This is a genomic window from uncultured Brachyspira sp., from assembly GCF_934747485.1.
Taxonomy (GTDB): domain Bacteria; phylum Spirochaetota; class Brachyspiria; order Brachyspirales; family Brachyspiraceae; genus Brachyspira.
The window spans coordinates 1-19489 of sequence record NZ_CAKVGN010000056.1; the positions used below are offsets into that span (position 1 = coordinate 1).

Consider the following 19489-nt stretch of genomic DNA (forward strand, 5'->3'; position numbering starts at 1 on the left):
AAAGTTGAAAAACAGTTGGAAATTATATATAATTTAGCAAGAAAGGAGCTTTTTTAGTTATCTAGGACAGCCCCAAAAATTTTAATTATTAAATAAATATATGATTAGAAAATTACTTTGCATTATTTTTATAACATCATTTTGCACAAATCTATTTTCGCAAATTACAAGAAATGAAATAACAGAAAAATATATAAAAGAAAATATAGCCGTATTTGAAATACAAGATGTTTCTACAGGATACAGTAAAGATTTAGGAAATAAAGTTACAACATTAATAGAAAATTCCCTCATTAGAATGAAAAGGTTTAATATAGTAGATAGAAAAAATTTAGATAAATACTTAAAAGAAATGGAGCTTCAATTAACAGGAATTACAGATAAGCAAGTTATAGAAATGGGAAAAATATACGGATACAGCAAGGCAATTACAGGAAAGATAACTCATTCAAGCACCAGATACGATTATGACAGCTATGACGGAACAGGAACAATATATGCTGATGTAGATTTGGTTTTACAAATAGTTGATGTTTCTACAACAAAAATATTATACTCTTCAAAAATAAGCGGTTCTAGCTATTATTCTATAGACAGATATCCATCGCAGGCTTTTAGAGATGCTGCCATTGATGAAGCTTGTAATGATTTGGTTTATAAAGTAGCCAACAAAATGAGAAATATTTTCAAAATAACTTTAAAAATATCTGATATTACAGACGGAAATATTATACTTTTGGCAGGATATGATCAGGGACTTAGTAAAAACACAAGATTTAAAGTATATTCAAAATCTGAAGATATAATTCTGCCGTCTGGAAATGTTATAGAGGGTCAATATAAAGAAAAAGGTACTTTAAGAATAAAAGATATGGGAAGTGAATATTCTGTAGCAACCATATCAAGAGGAAAAAATATACAGGTAGGAGATATTGTAAGAGAAACCTATATAGGTAATTTTATTTTTGGGTTTAATATAAATTATGCTTCCTACAAGATTAATCCTTTAGTAAAAGAGTTTCAAAGCACAAACTCTGCTGGTAAAATAAAAGTAAACCTAAATAAAAATGACTACGCTTTAGGAATGCATCTTAAATTCGGGTATGATTTTCAGCTATTTTCTCCTAATATGAGTATGGGACTATTATTTGGCGATTTTTTCAAAACAAGCTATGGAATTGATACAAGATTTAATTTTGATATAAACATAAAAATATACCAGGAAATATTAAGATTCGTATTAACTCCATATGTTGGTCTCGGTGTAACTTTTACAGATATAGGCGAAGTATATGGCGGAGATTATAGAGATGGAAATCTATTAATATCAAACGAAACAAAAATACGCTCAACAGATATAATGTTGGGTATTGGATTTTTAGCAAATATACAGTATAATATAACTGATACATTAGGCATTAATGTGGCAGCAGGATATAGATTTTATACCAAGCCAATTAATGCTGGAACATATTATGAAGATAATAGCTTTAATATGCCTGAAGAGATACAAACAGTCAATCTAACAGGATTAGAGTTTATGGCAGGAATATATGGACTTTTTTAAAAGCATAATACTATTTTTATTATTTGCTAAAATATCTTTTGGAGCTTTTTATTTTGCACCTTCAACAAATATGCCAAGCACTAATAGTATAGAAAGCAAAACTCCTATCATAGAAAATAATGAAATACTTAGCTCTGAATACAGCATAGATACTAATAGTGTTAAATCTATATTTGAAATGAAAGGAACAAATATTATAAATCAAAATGGCGTTATAAGCTCATCTGTAATACCAGAAGAACCATATAGAAGCAACCCTTTTAGATATACAGAAGTAACTTTTATATTAGCAGGATTTTTGTCATATAGTTATGCTTCACTTATAGTATTCGGACTTGATACTATAGAAAACTCATTTGTTCAGCCATCAACAAGCGGAAGGTCGAGATATAAATCCTTATGGGTGTCCGCTACAATATTTGAAATTACAGCTGCGGTTATATTTGGTGCTACAGTTGCTTATGATAGCTATCAGAGAATTTACGGTAAGAAAAAAGATGGATTGAGCTTTAATTTTGTGCCTTATTATGAGCCGTTTCAAAAAGATGCTGGAATAATGTTTAGTTTTAACTACTCTTACAATTAACTACATTACTGCTGCTATGTTTCTTGATGAAAATATGTCTATTAACAAATAAAACATAAATAATAAAACTAATAGCTAAAAATATAGCTAAAATAATAACTCCTTTAGAATTAATAACTGCCATTTCATTATCATTCTCTATATATTCTTCAGAGCTGTAAACGCTGTAAGAATCTTTGTTATTATCACGTAATATTTTTACTATTTTTTCATTTTTAGAACTATCTAAATATCCAAATGTCTTAGCATATGAGAGTATATATTCTCTGTCATTTGTAAGTCTATCTATATTATTTAATATCTTTTTCTTTTTTCTATCAAGTTCTTCTATTCTTGCCTTCTTTTTTTCTATAGCCTGCTTTTGCTTATCTATATTAACAAAACCCTTAGAACTAAACACGAATAAAAAAATCATCAACATTAAACCAATTACTACTATACTATAAAAAATTTCTGCTCTGAGCCTTATATTAAATTGCATAATCATTAGAACCTTATAAAATATACACTTTATTATCGGAAGTAAAATCTAAAAATTAATTATGCCAATATTAAAATATCAGTATTCTACTATTTTTTCTCCATATTCTAATCGTAATTTCCTATCAGCCATGCTCGCAATAGACAAAGAATGCGTTACAATGATTAGAGTAGATGAAGTTTTTTTAGTCATATCCCATAAAATCTCTCTAATAATTTCAGCATTTTTTTTATCCAGATTTCCTGTAGGCTCATCAGCCAACACAACCATAGGACTATTAATTAAAGCCCTCGCAATAGCAACCCTCTGTGCCTCTCCGCCTGAAAGCTCCCCTATCCTATGATGCATTCTATCTTTAAGCCCCACAGTATCAAGCAATTCTTCTGCCTTTAAGCGTGCATTTTTTTTATCATATTTTAACATTAAAGCAGGTATCATCACATTTTCTATAGCACTAAACTCTCCAAGCAAATTATGAAATTGAAACACATAACCCAAAGACTTGTTCCTAAACTTAGCCAACTGCCCCTCATTCATCTTTCCTATATTGTTGCCGTTTATATTAATGCTTCCCGATGTAATATCATCTATACCGCCTATGAGGTTTAAAAGTGTAGTCTTACCGCTTCCAGATTCTCCGGTAATAGCCAATATCTCATTTTTATAAATATCCAAACTTATAGATTTTAATACTTCAACTTTTGGAGGTCCAACATATGTTTTTACTAACTTGTCTATACTTATTAAAACTTCTCTATTAGTAATATTGCTATTCATATTATTATTCATATCTCAACACCTCAGCAGGTTTATATTTGCTTGCTATATATGCAGGTATTATAGCAAATAAAACAGAAAGTAAGAATGATATAGAAGCAACCATAAAAACTTGTGAAAAACGCACTATTGAAGGAAGCCCATTGCTTACATAATAAATATCAGGCGGGAAGAAATCAGGTACAATAGGCACAGTTATAGAAGGGCTTATATGTGTTGGTATAAACCATATAATGCTTACTATAGACTGTAAAAATGCCCTTATAAACTCTAAAGTTTCATTTACATAACTTGCAAGAAGTATTCCAAATATCACTCCTAATATAGTGCCAACGCCTCCTATTATAGCCCCTTCCAAAAAGAATACTTTAGCTACATTTGAAGGTCTTAAGCCAAGAGTCTTTATTATGGCAATATCTCTTCTTTTATCTTTAACAAATATTATCTGGCTTGATGCTATGTTTAATGCTGCTATTAGTATTATAAAAGATAATATTAAACCAAGCATAAGCTTTTCTGTATGAAGTGCCTGAAAAAAGTTTCTGTCAAAAAGCATCCAAGGCATAACATTATAAAACTGCTTTAATGATAAATCTATATCTTTTGCAACCTTATCTGCATTAAAGAAATTATTTATTTTCACAGCTACACCTGTTACACCGCCTTCATACCCCATCATAGCCTGCCCTGTTTTTAGAGGTACTATCACCATTTTACTGTCATATTCATAATAGCCTGTTTTATATATTCCCTTTATTGTAAAAGTTGTTTTTTGAGGTCTAAACCCTTTTTCAAAACTTCCAGAAGCAGAAACTATATCTATAGTGTCGCCAACAGATAAAGCATAATCATCTGCCATCTCAGAGCCTATCAAAGCATCATTAGTACCTAAATTTTTATTGTCCCCCTCTATAAAATTGAAATACTTAATAAAGTCCCTGTCTTTTGTAAATATATCATCTTCAAATGAACGGACTGTAATTAATGTAGTAAAAGTATATGTACGCATTATTGAAGGAAGAACTATATAAGGGTAAATACTTGTTATCTCTTTATTGTCTTTAATATTATCTACAACATACTCATAGTTTAAAAGCGGCTGATCCCCATAGGCACTGATATTTATATGAGCCCTCATTCCAAGTATTTTATCTCTTATATCATCTTGAAAGCCATTCATAACAGATAAAACAGTAATCATTACCATATCGCCCACAAGTATGCCGAGTATACATATCACTGTAATTATAGAAACAAATGAAAACTTCTTTTTAGCTTTTAGGTATCTCACACCTAACATTAATTCTAATCTCAAAAGAAAACTCCAAAAAATTAAAAGTAATTTAATTGATAGTTTAATTATACTGAAAATTTTTAACTTTGTCAAAAAATCTATTTTAAGTTTTTTGTTTGTGGTGGCTTTGCCCCCTGCGAAGCGTGCCCGGAGGGTGCACACCCCCACTTCTTTTGCGACCAAAGGGAGTGCCGGCGGCGTGACCCAAAGAAGCAAAAAGACTGCATTTTGATGAAGTATTACTTATGTATAATCAAAATACAATATATTGTTTATATATTATCTAAATATAAAGCTAAAAACTTGCACTTTTTGCAACTTTTTGCGGCGGGAAAAAGTTGATAAAATATCTATAAAAATAACATAGTTGTTTAGGTATATAAATTTTTAAACTATATTTACACAGAAGTAGTTTTTAATAAGTATAATACATAAAATATATACACTACTAAAAATATAATTCCCTTTACCTTGTTTAAACTTCTTCCTCTTAAAGTAAATAACAACAATATTAAACCGCTTAAAACCATAATAATATAGTCTATTAAATAATTTTGTGCAGCAGGTAAAACTATTCCTCCAAACTTAAATGAAGCTATAGAAGATATGCCAAGCACAGCACCAACATTAAAAATATTGCTTCCAACAATGTTTCCTATAGATATATCAGCTTCTTTCTTTGAAGCAGCTATAACACTTGTAACCAATTCTGGTATGCTTGTACCAACGGCAACAACTATAAAGCCAATAATATGCTCGCTTATAAAATTTCTAAATATTCCAGTAACACCTTTCAAAAATATATCCGAACCAACAGCAAGAGCAAATATTGACAACACAATTTTAAATATAGCCCTATATATACTATATGTCTTTGTAGATGATGAGACCTCTTTTTCAAATATAGCAAGCTCATCTTTATCTTTAGATACAACAGTATATAAATAATAAACATATATGCATAGCAAAACTAAAAGTATTACACCCTCTGCAACAGATATCTTATCACCAATTAAACTCTTAGTATTAAAATTAAATAAAGTAACAAATAATACAGCATACATTATAAACATAGAAAGCATAGATACATGATAAGATTTTTTACCCGCTGCCATATCCATAAATAAAGCAGATACCCCAAGCACAAATACTATATTAAATATATTGCTCCCAATAACATTACCAACCGCAATAGCACTCTCTCCCCTCACAGCACCAAATAAACTAACAAAAAGTTCAGGCATAGATGTTCCCATTGCAACAACTGTAAGCCCTATCACTATAGGAGGAATCTTTAATTTGTTTGCAATCATCACGCTGCCATCAACTATATATGTACCTCCAAGATATAATAGAAGTATTCCTGCAACTGTAAAAACTATATAGAGTAAAATATTTGCCATATATAAAATTATCCTTTAATTATTATTATTTTCTGTATTGTTATTGCCTTCCATATCAGCTTTGTTATTTTTATTATTTTTTTTGGCTATAATAGATATTATTAAATAAATTATAAATATTATAAGTATTGCTATTATTAAAGCAGTAGAAAACCACAATGGAAATAATACCCAACCCCAGCCCCAAGTAACAGCATTAAATAGTTTTAGTATTATAAATATAAAAGTTAAAAATACTAAAAAAGCTACAGCTATATTAAGAATAGGTAATTTATTTTTTGTTTGTGTGCTTATATCATTTGTTTTTGAATTATCTTCAGAATTGCTTTCAGTATTTTCTTTAGTTTCTGCATTTTTATTTTTATTAAAAAACAATGAATAAAAAATAATAGTACCAATAATTAAAATAGCTTCCAAAATTAGAAGTAATACAATATCTCTCCAATTAAAAATAATAGTATTACTCAAGTTTAACAGAGTTAATGCTATTATGAGAAAAGGAAGCAATTTACAAGAAATATTTAAAATATTCCTTAAAAAATATAAACTAGCCATTGTAAATACATTTTTTATAGTATTAGCCTTCATAATAAAACACCTATTATTATTTTAATAGTATTTATTATAATGATATTTTTAATTAAATTCAAATTATACAAACTTAAAAATAATCAAGTTAAGGTAGTAATTTCCGACTTAATTAACATAATACAATATAAAACATAAAAAGGATAAAAAATATGCAAATTTTCAGCGTAGACTATTTACCTACAAACAATTATGAATTATTAGGTTTAGTTAAAGGTAATATTGTACAATCAAAACATATAGGAAAAGATATATTAGCTTCTTTAAATACATTAGTCGGCGGTGAAGTAACAAGCTACACAGAAATGATAAATGAAGCAAGAGATATAGCTACAAACAGAATGATAGAAGAAGCTAAAAAACTTGGAGCTAATGCAATAATAGGAGTTAATTACAGCACTTCTTCAGTATTGCAGGGCACTACAGAGGTTGTTGCTTACGGCACAGCTATTATATTAAAATAAAAAATCAATTAAAAAAACAAAAAAATTTTTTAAAAAGGAAATTAAATGAGAAGACAAAGCACAGAATTTGAAGATTTAGATATGAATGAAGAGGCTTGGCGTATATTTAGAATAATGGGCGAGTTTGTTGATGGTTTTGAAACTATGTCTATATACAACAATGCCGTTACAATGTTTGGAAGTGCAAGAACAAAGCCGGATCATCCGCATTATAAATTAGCTTATGAAACTGCAAAATTATTGGCAGAAAACAAATATGATATCATTACAGGCGGAGGTCCTGGAATAATGGAAGCAGGAAACAAAGGAGCTTTTGATGCTAATGGAAACTCTATTGGCTTATGCATAGAATTGCCTTTTGAACAAAAAACTAATCCCTATGTAAAAGAAGAAATTAAGTTTAGATATTTCTTTGCAAGGAAAGTTATGTTTGTAAAATATGCTAAGGCTTTAGTTGTATTTCCGGGCGGATTTGGTACTATGGACGAAATGTTTGAAACACTCACCCTCGTACAAACTAAAGTATTAAATAAAATACCAATAATTGTACTTGACAAAAAATTTTATACTGGGCTTATGAATTGGATAGAAAAAGATATGATTAATGAAAAGTATATAGACAAAGATGATTTAAATCTTATGCATCATACTGATGACCCTAAGGAAGTGCTTAGTATAATTAATAATTTTTATAATAGAAAATAAACAAAATTATGTATAAAGTTTTTGTAATTATTTTTATTTTCAGCAACTTTCTATTTGCACAATTAAAAGGGCTTCCAGAGTTTTTTAATTTGGACGGATATAAAAGCCTTAAATTTGGAATGAATATAGAAGAAGCTAATAACAAAATTACAAATTATAATACAGAGTTATATGCTAACTTTCATCAAGAAGTTCAATTAAATGAAAGCACTGTTTTAAATATATATAAAAACGTTGATGATAAGTTGGCATATTATCTATATTTTTATAATGACTATCTTTATAGAATAGAAGTATGTAATCATATAGGCTATAGTTATAACAACAATGATTTTTATTACCCTTCTCAGGCAACTGATATAGAAGACATAAAAGAAAAAATAACATTCAAATATGGCAACTCATCTTCAACAGATATAAAATATTATTCATACTACAATAAACCTTTTGAAGAATACACTATATGGTGGTATTCAGATTTATCAAGCGTATCATTGTATGTAAAGCCTGATTTGAATAGTTTAGATAAAACTATAAAACTATATTCATATAGACTTTCTTTTTATGATGAAACAAAATTAAAAGAAATTTATAATTAAAAATATAATTTACAGATATTTTAATTTTAAAAAATTAATGTTTTAAAACTCTCTTTTACTAAATTGTTAGCATATTTTTAATATTATAAAAAAATAAAAAAATCTAAAAAAATACTTGACAAAAATATTATTTTAATTTAGCATGAAAATATAATTTTTGGAGAGTATGTTATATGCTTTGTGCATCATTCAATAAAACTAAGCATTCCCAAATGCTTTACTTCTTTTCTCCAAATCATAAATTTATCAAATCAAAAAAATCTATAAAATTCAGGCGTTAATAGTCTTATATATCCACTATTTTATTAATTAAACATTATTAGTATTTTAATTTTTTTAAGGAGTATACTATGACAGGTTCATGGGTTATAGACTATTTTTTGTATGGCTGTGTGGTTTTGATTATAGTACCATTAGCAGCATTTTTATATAAAACAGTAAATGATAAAAATAATAGTAAAGGAGATAAAAAATGATGGTTGGAAATTGGATTATATTAATATTGGCATCTTTAATTTTGATAGCAATTGGTTTTTGGACACAATTAAAAATAAAAAAGGGAAGCTCTGAAGGATTTTTACTCGGAGCAAAATCAATAGGGGCTTTTGTTGGTGCTGGTACATTGATGGCTACAGGTTATAGCGGTTGGGGTTTTATCGGTTCTCCCGGCACTACTTATGCTTATGGAGCTATAGAGATATTCGCTAACTTCTTCTTTGCTCCTGCTATTACTTTCGGAACATTATTTTTTGCTGGATTTATGAAGAAAAAAGCTCAGGAAGCCGGAGGTTTTACTGTACCGGAATATATTGCTAAAACTCATAATGGAGATAAAACTCAAAAGAGAATAGTTCATGGTCTTGGCGGAATTGCTACTTTTGTATTTTTATCTGTATATATAATAGGGCAAATAAGAGCTATAGGGTTAGTTGCTTCACAGTGGCTTGGAGTATCCGAACATTTAGCCTCTATAATACTTATGATTGTTATTATAATATTTACTGTTCAAGGAGGATTACTTGCCGTTGCTATTACTGATACTATAATGTGTATTGGTATGCTTGTAGCTTCTATAATAGTTTATCTTACAATAATAAAAGATGTTTCTATGACTGAGCTTATCAATACTGTAGGAGCTATTAAGCCGGAGTTTATTAACCCTACAACATCTAATCCTTATGGAGAAGGTAAATATAAAGTATTTTTGGTATTCATATATGCATTTTTATTTACTACAACATTGCCTTATATGTCTGTGAGATTTTTATCATTCAAAGATAAGATTAATATTCCTGCTATGGCTTTGATAATGGCACCTATGGGTATAATATTAAGTTTAGTTCCAATAGTTGGGCTTTATATGTTTTATAAGAATCCTAATCTTCCTAACCCCGACAGTGCTATGCCTGTATTTTTAACTTCATATCTTCCGCCTGCTATTGGAGGAATGATTATATTGTTTATATTATTTGCTATGCTTTCTACAATAAGCTCTGTATTACAAGCATTAGCTTCTTCTCTCTCTCATGATTTATTTGTAGCATTTACTGATAAAGCAGATAAAAGCAGCACTATAATAAACAGAATAGGAGTAATATTTACTGGTGTTTGGGGACTTGTATTAACTTATATAGCTCCTCAAGGCATGCTTAATCAAATAGCATACATTGGAACAGGCGGGCTTATTGCTATGTTTGTTGGACCTATTATGATGAAACCGTTCATACAGGCTAATATTACTGCTTGCTTACTTTCTATGATTACAGGTTTAGTAACAAGTACAATATTTATATTAAAATTAAATGTTGGTTGGGTAGAGGCTCCTATATATGCTGGATTATGTGCTTGTTTTGTATATATACTTTCTGCATTGCTAATTAAAGAAAAATCAGAAGAAAAAGAATTTAGTAAAGATAAAACAACAAATATTGAAAATTGTATAGACTCTGTTGCAGATAACGTTGATTAATAATAAACAATAATAGTAGGAAAATAATATTTATTTATCCTACTATTATTTTAATTTATAATTTCTAGTTTTTTATAATAAAAAATATATTTATTTTTAAGTCTATTAAACGCACGTTAAATAACTTATTAATATATAATTAAATTATAATTTACAATTAATCATATTTTATAATGTCGCTTACCGTGCGGTGTGATTTTTATTAAACTTTATTAAATTAAAATAGCTTAGATTTTAAATAAAATATATATCTAAAATCTATTTACACACCCCACCCTATATATTTGCTGCCTTTATTGTCATTTTTGTTTCTATTTCTTTTAAAACTCAAAAAGAATTATTAATTACCCGCCCAAGTGTTATTTAAATTTTATGCTTTATAACCGCACGCAAAACGAGCAGAAAATATATAATTAAACAAGGATTATAATTTTTATTGTAAATGAATAGAATATTAACCGTGCGTTTTTTAAATTAATTATTTGTTTATATAATAAAAAAGAGTATGTTAGGCACTATTTCTAAAACATACTCTTTTAATAATTATTCTTAATTATAATAAATTATTCTTCTTCTCTAAGCTTGAAATATTCAATAGATTTTGTTAAATCTCTTGATTCTTCCAATAGAGATTGTGAAGCAGCTGTAGCCTCTTCTACTAAAGCAGCATTTTTTTGTACAGAGCTATCCATTTCCATAATAGCTAAGTTTATTTGTTCCACACCTCTTTTTTGCTCTTGTGAAACATTATTTATTTTTTCCATAATATCAGCCGCTTTATCCATTTTCTCTTCCAACTCTATAAATATACTTTGAGATTCTTTTACACTTTCAGTAGCTAAAGTAACTTTATCATTACTGTCATTAATAAGGTTAGTAATATTTTTTACAGATTCCTGAGCATTTTGTGCTAAGTTTCTTACCTCAGAAGCAACAACAGCAAATCCCCTTCCTTGCTCTCCTGCACGTGCTGCCTCAACAGAAGCATTAAGAGCAAGTATATTTGTTTGGAAAGCTATATTTTCTATAAGCTTGGTAATATCCATAATTTTACCGCTAGCTTCATTAACATCATTCATCTTTATAACACTTTCTTTAACTATATTTCCAACTCTGTTTATATATTCTTTAGCCTCCATAACCATTTGAGAGCTTTTTAATACACCATCAGCAGATTCATTTATATTGCTCGCTATTTCATTCATAGAAGAAGCAGTTTCTTCCAAACTTGAAGCTTGCATTTCAGTTCTGCTTGCAAGGTCATTATTTCCGCTCAAAACTTCATTTGCAGCAGTAGATACATGCTCAGCAGAGTTTTTAACAGTTTGAACTATTTTATTAAGGTTAGTTATAGTATTTTGCATACCCTTAGCTATAATTCCCCATTCATCAGTTAATGCCAAGAACTGTGCAGGCGGATTCCAAGATATATCTCCGTTTGATAATTTAGTCATATCTTGTGCTAATAGATAAATAACATTGCTTACTTTCTTTTTGATGATAAGCGGAGTAAGAACAAATGCTACAATCATAATAATTAATGAAATAATAATAATTCTATTTCTTATATTGTTGCTTTCTCTAAAGATAACATTGTTTGGAACAAGCAATTTTAGTCCCCAATACTGTCCTGATGTAAGTTCTAATGGTACAAATGTATATGTAACATTATTTTTTAATTTTGCACTATAAGCAGAGAAGTTTGTTGATACTCCTTTATTGATTTGGTCTAATACATTATATTGTTTATAATAATCATAAGCTGCATATAATTGTTTAGCTACATTATTTGTATCTTGTGCATCATATAATATATTTCCGTCGCTATCAAATAATGAAGCTTCAGCTCCGTCAAAAGGCTGTATATTTGCTACTAAAGAATTAATAGAAGAAACTAATATATCTGTAGTTATAACCCCAATAACATTTCCATTATTTCTAATAGGTACACACCAACTAAATATTTGCTCTTTTTTAGTTCCAAACAACAAATATTCATATATAGGTGTAATATAAGGTTTTCCTGTTGATAATGGTTTTGTTATATAATCTTCTGTTAATTCTTGAGATGTAAAACCTCTAGATTCTTTTTGATTTCCGCTTCTAGCAACATAATAGCTAAATTGACCATTTGCTGCAGAATATTTTGGGTCATTTATGTAATTTATGTCATCTCCTACATAATTTGGTAAGAATGTAATAGACATTCCGCATACATTTGGATGCATTTTATCCAAAAAGTTATTTATCATGTTTTCATATACTGTTCTTGTTCTAGTACCATCATTATATAATGTTTCAACATCATATTGTAAACCTGTTGTATATAATAATTCCTCTCTTAAGAAAAATTGTAATATAGTAGCTTCACCTGTAGAACTTTGTTCAAGAACTTTATATGATAAATCTTTAGTGATAGTGCTTACAGATTTTACATTTATAGCACCGGAAACAATAATCATCAGCAAAAATGGAATTAAGATAACGGCACTGATTTTTGCCTGTAAATTTAATTTTTTAAACATACTTATCTCCAATATATTTTACTAAAAAATACATATTTATATATTTTCGTCATTAGTTTTTTAAAATAAACTACATCTATTAAATTGTTGTTATTCTAAACTTTTTATCATTTTTTTCAATATTTTTTATAAGTTTTTTAAAGAAAATATAGAACATAGTTACAGTAGTTAATACGGCTATAATATCTGCTATAGGCTCAGCCAAAAGTACCGCCATAACCTTATTTTCAAAAAATATTGGCAGTATAAAGATTAAAGGTATTAGAAGTATAACTTTTCTTAAAATTGCTAAAAAAGCCGAAATCTTAGCATTACCCAAGGCAACAAAAGTTTGCTGACATGCCGATTGTGCTCCAAGTATAAGAGAGCTTGCCATATATATTCTTAAAGCCCATATGCTATAATTAATTAAAGATTCATCGCTTGTAAATATCCTAACGAATAAATATGGAAAAAACATAGAAATTATCCACATTAAAGTAGAAAACATTATACTGCTTATAAGAAGTATTTTAAAAGTATTTTTTACTCTGTCAATATTGTTAGCTCCGTAATTGTAGCTTATTATAGGCTGAGAGCCTTGAGTTAAACCATATATTGGAAGAAAAGAAAATTGCATTATACTGCTTAATATAGTCATAGCACCAACAGCTAAATCTCCTCCATATTTAAATAAAGAAGTATTAAAAGATACAAATAAAATACTCTCTGTAAATTGCATAATAAACGGAGAAAAACCTAATGCCAAACATGGAAGTATTACATTAGGATATATTTTTAAATATTTAACTTTTAATTTTAATAAAGTCTTTTTGGAAGTCATAAAATATAGTATCCATAAACAAGACACAGCCTGAGAAATTATAGTAGCAAGTGCAGCACCTCTAACATTCATATTAAATCCAAATATAAATATAGGGTCTAATATTATATTGCAAATAGCTCCTATTAAAACTGTAAACATACTTGTTTTTGCTTTTCCTTGTGCTGTGATAAATGCATTTAAGCCTAATGCTAATTGCACAAATATGGTTCCTACGGAATATATTCTCAAATATCTCAAAGCATAAATAATAGTATTTTCGCTCGCACCAAATAATAAAAGAAGCGGCTTAGCAAATATCAATAAAAATATAGTAATTGTAATAGCTATAATTATTAAAGCCATAGCAGAATTTCCTAATATTTCTTCTGCTTTATCATAGCTTTTTTTACCCATCATAATAGAAGCACGCGGAGCTCCGCCCATACTAATAAGGTATGCAAATGCTGATACTGCCATTATTATAGGCATAGTAACCCCTACACCTGTTAAAGCAATGGCTCCAATATCCTCAATATGACCTATATACATTCTATCAACAACATTATATAAAACATTAATAATCTGTGCCAATATAGCAGGTATTGATAATTTGAATAATAATCTTCCAAGAGGTTTAGTGGCTAATTCTATTTGTTTTGTATTTTCCATTTAAGATACCCTTTTATATTATTATTTCCAAAAAGCCCCTACTCTCTTTTTAGCATTTTCTTTCAAGTCATTATAATATAATGCTATATCAAATACATGATAATTCCCTTTTTCAAACATATTATCAATATAAAAATCATCTGCGTTAATAGAATCACATTTTATAACACCTCTTTTTTTGTCAACTTTAGCACTTGCAAAATTACTTACAATGTTATAATTAGTTCCCGCAAAAAAACAAGAACCCAAACTTTTTTCTTTTGAAGCCTCATCTTCTTCTAATGTCCAAGTAATAGGGTTAATAGCTATAGCTCCATCAAGAAGAGTTGGATTATAACCGTTAAATGCTGAGCTTTCTACGTCGTAAGAAATTATTACCCCAGTATCATATTCACTTTTTGCAAATCTTAAATGCGGGTTCTCTATTAAATCATTTGTTGTAACAGAATATCCTATAATATATGCAGCTACCAATCTATTATTTAGGTTTTCATTAGTTTTAAAATAATCTATTAATATTTCTTTTATCATCATGGCACCCTGTGAATGCCCCATCAATATAAAAGGTTTATTGTTATTATAATTTTTAATAAAATAATCAAATGCTGCTATCACATCTTTTTTTGGTATGTTGTTAAAATATTTTTCTTTGTTTTTTATATTGTTATTTGTATCTAATATATATAATGCATCTGCTTGTCTATAAAAAGGAGCATATATGTTGCCTACTTCTTCAAATATAGTGCTTTGAGATATTAGTGCATTTGTGGCATTTTCTCTCATAGGCTTAAAATCTATAGGGCATACAAAGTCTTTATTAGTGCCATCTCCATACCATACTGTTGGGTACAAATAAAATACATCAACTTCATTGTTTTTATCTTCTGATATTTGAAGCCAGTTATTTTTATCAGAGTAATCTATATTAGTTTCTTTACAGCTATAAAGCAAAATACTTAATAATAATGTAAGTAATAAAAATCTATTCATAAATGAAATTCCTCTTATTTTTAAGATATATTATAAATTATAATTTTTATATACTCAACCATCATTTTTGTATATTTATTATAAAAAATTTAATGTTTTGTTTAAAGTTATATTTTTTAATTAACATAATTATATATAAAACTTTGCTTGAAACATAACTTTTTTACAATTTTTATAGCTGATTTTAAAAAATGCATATAATATACTTTTACTCTCATTTGCAAAAAACAATGAAAAATATTTTTTATTTTATTATTGACTACTTTTCTATTCATTGTATCATAAATCTATTATGATAAACAAAATATTATTTAATTGCGAAAAAGTATTGCAATACAATTTTAAAAATAAAAACTATCTCCTTGAAGCTATAACTCATAGAACTTTTGCAAATGAAAATGGAAACATGAAATATAATCAGCGTCTTGAGTTTTTGGGTGATTCTGTGCTTTCTCTTATAATATCAGAACATATATATAAAGAATACAGCAACGTAAAAGAAGGAAAACTATCAAAAATTAAATCTTATTTAGTTTCTCAAAATACTTTAGCTAATATATCAAGAAAATTAAAGCTTGGAGAGTTTCTTTTACTTGGAAAAGGAGAGGAAGCTTCAGGCGGAAGAGAAAGGGATAATATGCTTGAAGATTTATTTGAAGCTATAATTGGAGCAATATATTTAGATTCAAATTTGGAAAACACAAAAAACTTTGTTATGAGAGTTTATAAAGATATATTAGATAAATTAGATATTAATAATTTTGATAAAGATTATAAAACTATATTTCAAGAGTTTATTCAAAAGAAATATAAAATTAGTCCTATATATAAATCGTTTGAATATAATGAAGATTGTAGTATAATGTTCAAATCTGAAGTTTATGTAAAAACAGATTTATACGGCTTTGGAATTGCCAAAAATAAAAAAGAAGCAGAGATGCTTGCCGCAAAAAATGCCATAAGCAACATTGAAAAAATAGACAACTAATTAAAGGATATAAAAATGAATAGAATAAAGATAGCACCATCTATATTAACAGCATCTTTTGCTAATTTAGAATCTACTATAAAAGAACTTGAAGAAGCAGGAGCTGATTATTTGCATTTAGATATAATGGATGGAAGTTTTGTTCCTCAAATAACATTCGGCTCTAAAATTGTAGCGGATATAAAAAAAATTACATCATTGCCTCTTGATGTTCATTTAATGATAGTAAATCCGGAAAAACATATTGATGATTTTGCTAAGGCTGGGGCTGATATAATTAGCGTACACTATGAAGGAAATATTCATTTACATAAATTAATAATGCAAATAAAATCACACAATATAAAGGCAGGTATTGTTCTTAATCCTTATACAAGAGTTGATGTTATAGAACCTCTCATAGATGATATTGACAATGTTCTTATAATGTCAGTTAATCCCGGTTTTGGAGGTCAGAAGTTTATAACAAAATCAATAAAAAAAATCGAAGAGACAAAAAAACTAATAGGACAAAGAGATATTATAATATCCGTTGATGGAGGAATTAATCTAAGCACTCATAGTGATGTTATAAAAGCGGGGGCAAATTTTCTTGTTGCAGGAAGTGCTATAATAGACAGCAAGGATAAAAAAGAAACTATCAAACAACTAAGAAATTATTAGACTTGTTTAAAATTAGTTGAATAATCTTCAATATAATTTTAGTATAAATTATGTTTTGTATGCCGTGTAATTTGTAATTCTAATATATAAAATTGTAGCCTTTTTGCTTCTTTGTGGTACGCCGCAAGGGCACTTCCTTCGGTCGCAAAAGAAGTGGGGTGCTACCCTAAGGGCACGCTTCGCAGGGGGCAAAGCCCTTAAAATATATTAATTTAAAGAAATAATTTTTAATGTTAATATTATGTTAAAAAATTAAGTTCATAAAAATTCTATTGTTCTTTTTCCCGCAGCAAAAAGAACCAAAAAGTGCAAATATTTAAGTTCTTATCTTACGTTTAGTCAAAGTGCAAGTTCATAAAATAATATTATTTTTCTTATATTCTATAGCCTCATTTACTATAGGAACTAATGTTTCAAAATCAAGAGGTTTTTCTATAAGTCTAAATACACCTTCTGCAATAATCTCTTTAACCATATCAGTGTTTCCATATGCTGTGATTATTATGATAGGTATAGAACTCTTTCTTTTTTTCATCTCTCTTATAAGAGCAAGACCTGTCATAGAAGGCATAAGCAAATCTGTAATAATAACATCAACAGGATTATGTTCTAATATAGTTATTGCAGATTTACCATTCTCAGCTGTAATAACTTCAAAATCATAAGGCTCAAACGTATAAGTTATGAGATTACGTATATTTTCTTCATCGTCTACTGCAAGTATTAAGGGTTTACCATTAAGCATACATTATACCCCTATTATATATATTTAGATAATCTGTATAAAATATTTTCTTTACCCAAAAGCTCACATATATGCGATAACTCAGTACCTGCACTGCTTCCTGTTATAACATACCTTATAGGGTGATACAAATTAGGACCTTTAAGCCCTGTTTCTTTTTGAGCTTGTTTTATTAAATCTTTCATATATTGGTCAGTTATTTCATTAGCATTTTCTATATTAGTTTTAATAAACTGAAGGAGCTTTTTACTTTCTTCTTTGTTTACAATCTCTTTCATCTCGTCTGTAAGCTCAAAATCATTCTCAAAAAATACAGGAACATATTTAACAATGTCAGATAAAACAACACAATTATGTCTTATTACAGATATAAGTTTTTTAGCCCAAGCATGTTCTTCTTCTGTATAATTTTCTTTTAAGAAGCCTCCCTGTATAAGATAAGGCAAGAATAATTCTGTAGCCTCGTCCAAATTAAGATTTTTAATATGCCAAGCATTCAAATGTCTTAATTTAGCAGTATCAAATATAGCAGGACTTTTAGAAAATCTATCTAAAGTGAAAGCTTTAATCATATCTTCATCATTCATATTTTCCATAGCTTCAGGGTGAGTCCAACCAAGCAAAGCAAGGAAATTTCTCATAGCTTGAGGCAAAAATCCTTCATCTTTATATTCCATTAAAGTAGCAGCCCCATGTCTTTTTGATAATTTTTTCCTGTCATTACCAAGTATTGAAGAAGTATGAGCAAACCTAGGAACTTGAGCTCCCAATGCCTCATAAATAAGTATCTGTTTTGGAGTATTAGATATATGATCCTCCCCTCTTATAACATGAGAAATCTTCATAAGCATATCATCTATAACTACAGCATAGTTGTAAGTAGGAAAGCCATTCTCTCTGACAATTATAATGTCGCCAATTTCATCACTATTAGTTTTAACAACGCCCCTAACAAAATCTTCAAACACTATCTGCTGATTTTTAGGCACTCTAAATCTTATTTTAGCAGGCTCGCCATTAGCAACTCTTCTCTTAGCCTCTTCTAATGGTATATCCTTACATTTGCCGTCATAAATAATAGGCTGATTTAAAGTTTTTTGCATATTAGATTTTTTCTCTAATTCTTCAGAAGTACAAAAACAATAATATGCCTTACCCTCTTCCATAAGTTTTTCAGTGTATTTTTTATATATATCAAGTCTTTCAGATTGGAAATACGGACCGTAATCACCGCCAACTTCAGGACCCTCGTCCCAATCAATACCAAGCCATTTTAATGATTTTATAGCCATATCAACAGCTTCTTTGGTGCTTCTCTCTTGATCTGTATCTTCTATTCTTAAAATTAATTTTCCTTTTATAGATTTGGCATAGAGCCAATTAAATAATGCCGTTCTTGCATTTCCTATATGTAAAAAACCAGTTGGAGATGGAGCAAAACGAACTCTAATATCTGACATAAAAAAATATCCTCTTCATTACTATTAACTTGAGTTATTATACAATAAAAAAAATAAATATCAATTAATAATATTATAAATTTATCCCTATAAAATACATAAAAAATAAATAAAAATAACTAGTATTATATAAAAATTTGCACAGGAGCCAGACATATTGCAGTTAGGAATTCCTTAATTTCTTAAAGTATAGCATAGGTGTATCATAATT

Annotated in this window: 19 protein-coding genes; 9 read left to right on the top strand and 10 right to left on the bottom strand. The window is 28.4% G+C overall.

The genetic code is table 11. The features are described 5' to 3' along the window. Window positions 1-100: 100 nt before the first annotated feature. Both Q0H31_RS10040 and Q0H31_RS10045 read left to right on the top strand, forming a co-directional pair. Window positions 101-1567, top strand: coding sequence for a CsgG/HfaB family protein (locus Q0H31_RS10040; protein WP_295297812.1), 1467 nt, complete (start codon window positions 101-103; stop codon window positions 1565-1567). Next, window positions 1554-2153: a hypothetical protein gene (locus Q0H31_RS10045; RefSeq protein WP_295297814.1), complete on the top strand. Its 600-nt coding sequence runs from the start codon at window positions 1554-1556 to the stop codon at window positions 2151-2153. Before Q0H31_RS10040 ends, Q0H31_RS10045 begins: the two co-directional genes overlap by 14 nt. On the opposite strand, the gene Q0H31_RS10050 is transcribed toward Q0H31_RS10045, so the two are convergent. The 5 genes from Q0H31_RS10050 to Q0H31_RS10070 all read right to left on the bottom strand — a co-directional run bounded on the left by Q0H31_RS10050 (window position 2134) and on the right by Q0H31_RS10070 (window position 6696). Continuing rightward, window positions 2134-2640: a septum formation initiator family protein gene (locus Q0H31_RS10050; protein WP_295297816.1), complete on the bottom strand. Its 507-nt coding sequence runs from the start codon at window positions 2638-2640 to the stop codon at window positions 2134-2136. The two genes, Q0H31_RS10045 and Q0H31_RS10050, sit on opposite strands and share 20 nt — an antisense overlap. 72 nt (window positions 2641-2712) lie before the next feature. Beyond that, window positions 2713-3423, bottom strand: a complete 711-nt coding sequence (locus Q0H31_RS10055) for an ABC transporter ATP-binding protein (RefSeq protein ID WP_295297818.1) — start codon at window positions 3421-3423, stop codon at window positions 2713-2715. After that, window positions 3416-4711, bottom strand: coding sequence for an ABC transporter permease (locus Q0H31_RS10060; protein WP_295297834.1), 1296 nt, complete (start codon window positions 4709-4711; stop codon window positions 3416-3418). The genes Q0H31_RS10055 and Q0H31_RS10060 overlap by 8 nt, the downstream gene beginning before the upstream one ends. 392 nt (window positions 4712-5103) lie before the next feature. Further along, window positions 5104-6108, bottom strand: a complete 1005-nt coding sequence (locus tag Q0H31_RS10065; RefSeq protein WP_295297820.1) for a calcium/sodium antiporter — start codon at window positions 6106-6108, stop codon at window positions 5104-5106. Between the two features lie 15 nt (window positions 6109-6123). Continuing rightward, entirely contained in the window at window positions 6124-6696 is a 573-nt protein-coding gene (locus Q0H31_RS10070) for a hypothetical protein (RefSeq protein WP_295297822.1), read from the bottom strand. A 152-nt stretch (window positions 6697-6848) separates the two neighbouring features. Between Q0H31_RS10070 and Q0H31_RS10075 the strand changes: the two genes are divergently transcribed. From Q0H31_RS10075 to Q0H31_RS10095, 5 genes are all read left to right on the top strand, one after another. After that, window positions 6849-7160 carry a YbjQ family protein gene (locus tag Q0H31_RS10075; protein ID WP_013243201.1) on the top strand — a complete coding sequence of 104 codons (312 nt, stop codon included), beginning with the start codon at window positions 6849-6851 and terminating at the stop codon, window positions 7158-7160. A 45-nt stretch (window positions 7161-7205) separates the two neighbouring features. Next, window positions 7206-7865, top strand: coding sequence for a TIGR00730 family Rossman fold protein (locus tag Q0H31_RS10080; protein ID WP_295297823.1), 660 nt, complete (start codon window positions 7206-7208; stop codon window positions 7863-7865). A gap of 8 nt (window positions 7866-7873) precedes the next feature. Continuing rightward, window positions 7874-8464, top strand: coding sequence for a hypothetical protein (locus Q0H31_RS10085; protein WP_295297824.1), 591 nt, complete (start codon window positions 7874-7876; stop codon window positions 8462-8464). A 350-nt stretch (window positions 8465-8814) separates the two neighbouring features. Then, entirely contained in the window at window positions 8815-8940 is a 126-nt protein-coding gene (locus Q0H31_RS10090; protein WP_295297825.1) for a hypothetical protein, read from the top strand. Then, window positions 8937-10433, top strand: a complete 1497-nt coding sequence (locus tag Q0H31_RS10095) for a sodium:solute symporter (protein WP_295297826.1) — start codon at window positions 8937-8939, stop codon at window positions 10431-10433. Before Q0H31_RS10090 ends, Q0H31_RS10095 begins: the two co-directional genes overlap by 4 nt. Before the next feature lie 563 nt (window positions 10434-10996). On the opposite strand, the gene Q0H31_RS10100 is transcribed toward Q0H31_RS10095, so the two are convergent. The 3 genes from Q0H31_RS10100 to Q0H31_RS10110 all read right to left on the bottom strand — a co-directional run bounded on the left by Q0H31_RS10100 (window position 10997) and on the right by Q0H31_RS10110 (window position 15422). Further along, on the bottom strand, window positions 10997-12958 hold the full coding sequence (locus Q0H31_RS10100; protein ID WP_295297827.1) for a methyl-accepting chemotaxis protein: 1962 nt from the start codon (window positions 12956-12958) through the stop codon (window positions 10997-10999). Between the two features lie 79 nt (window positions 12959-13037). Next, the gene (locus Q0H31_RS10105) at window positions 13038-14432 is read right to left on the bottom strand and encodes an MATE family efflux transporter (protein WP_295297828.1); all 1395 of its coding nucleotides are present in this window, start codon (window positions 14430-14432) and stop codon (window positions 13038-13040) included. A gap of 21 nt (window positions 14433-14453) precedes the next feature. Next, window positions 14454-15422, bottom strand: coding sequence for a DUF3089 domain-containing protein (locus Q0H31_RS10110; RefSeq protein ID WP_295297829.1), 969 nt, complete (start codon window positions 15420-15422; stop codon window positions 14454-14456). Window positions 15423-15714: 292 nt separating this feature from the next. Between Q0H31_RS10110 and rnc the strand changes: the two genes are divergently transcribed. Beyond that, window positions 15715-16410, top strand: a complete 696-nt coding sequence (rnc, locus tag Q0H31_RS10115; protein WP_295297830.1) for a ribonuclease III — start codon at window positions 15715-15717, stop codon at window positions 16408-16410. Between the two features lie 15 nt (window positions 16411-16425). Next, entirely contained in the window at window positions 16426-17073 is a 648-nt protein-coding gene (gene rpe, locus Q0H31_RS10120; protein ID WP_295297831.1) for a ribulose-phosphate 3-epimerase, read from the top strand. 352 nt (window positions 17074-17425) lie between these two features. Here rpe and Q0H31_RS10125 read toward each other — a convergent pair whose 3' ends face one another. Beyond that, window positions 17426-17818 (bottom strand): response regulator, encoded by a 393-nt coding sequence (locus Q0H31_RS10125; RefSeq protein ID WP_295297832.1) that lies wholly within the window; start codon window positions 17816-17818, stop codon window positions 17426-17428. 14 nt (window positions 17819-17832) lie between these two features. Beyond that, a complete protein-coding gene (gltX, locus tag Q0H31_RS10130; RefSeq protein WP_295297833.1) occupies window positions 17833-19278 on the bottom strand; it encodes a glutamate--tRNA ligase in 1446 nt (481 codons plus the stop codon). Between the last annotated feature and the right edge of the window lie 211 nt (window positions 19279-19489).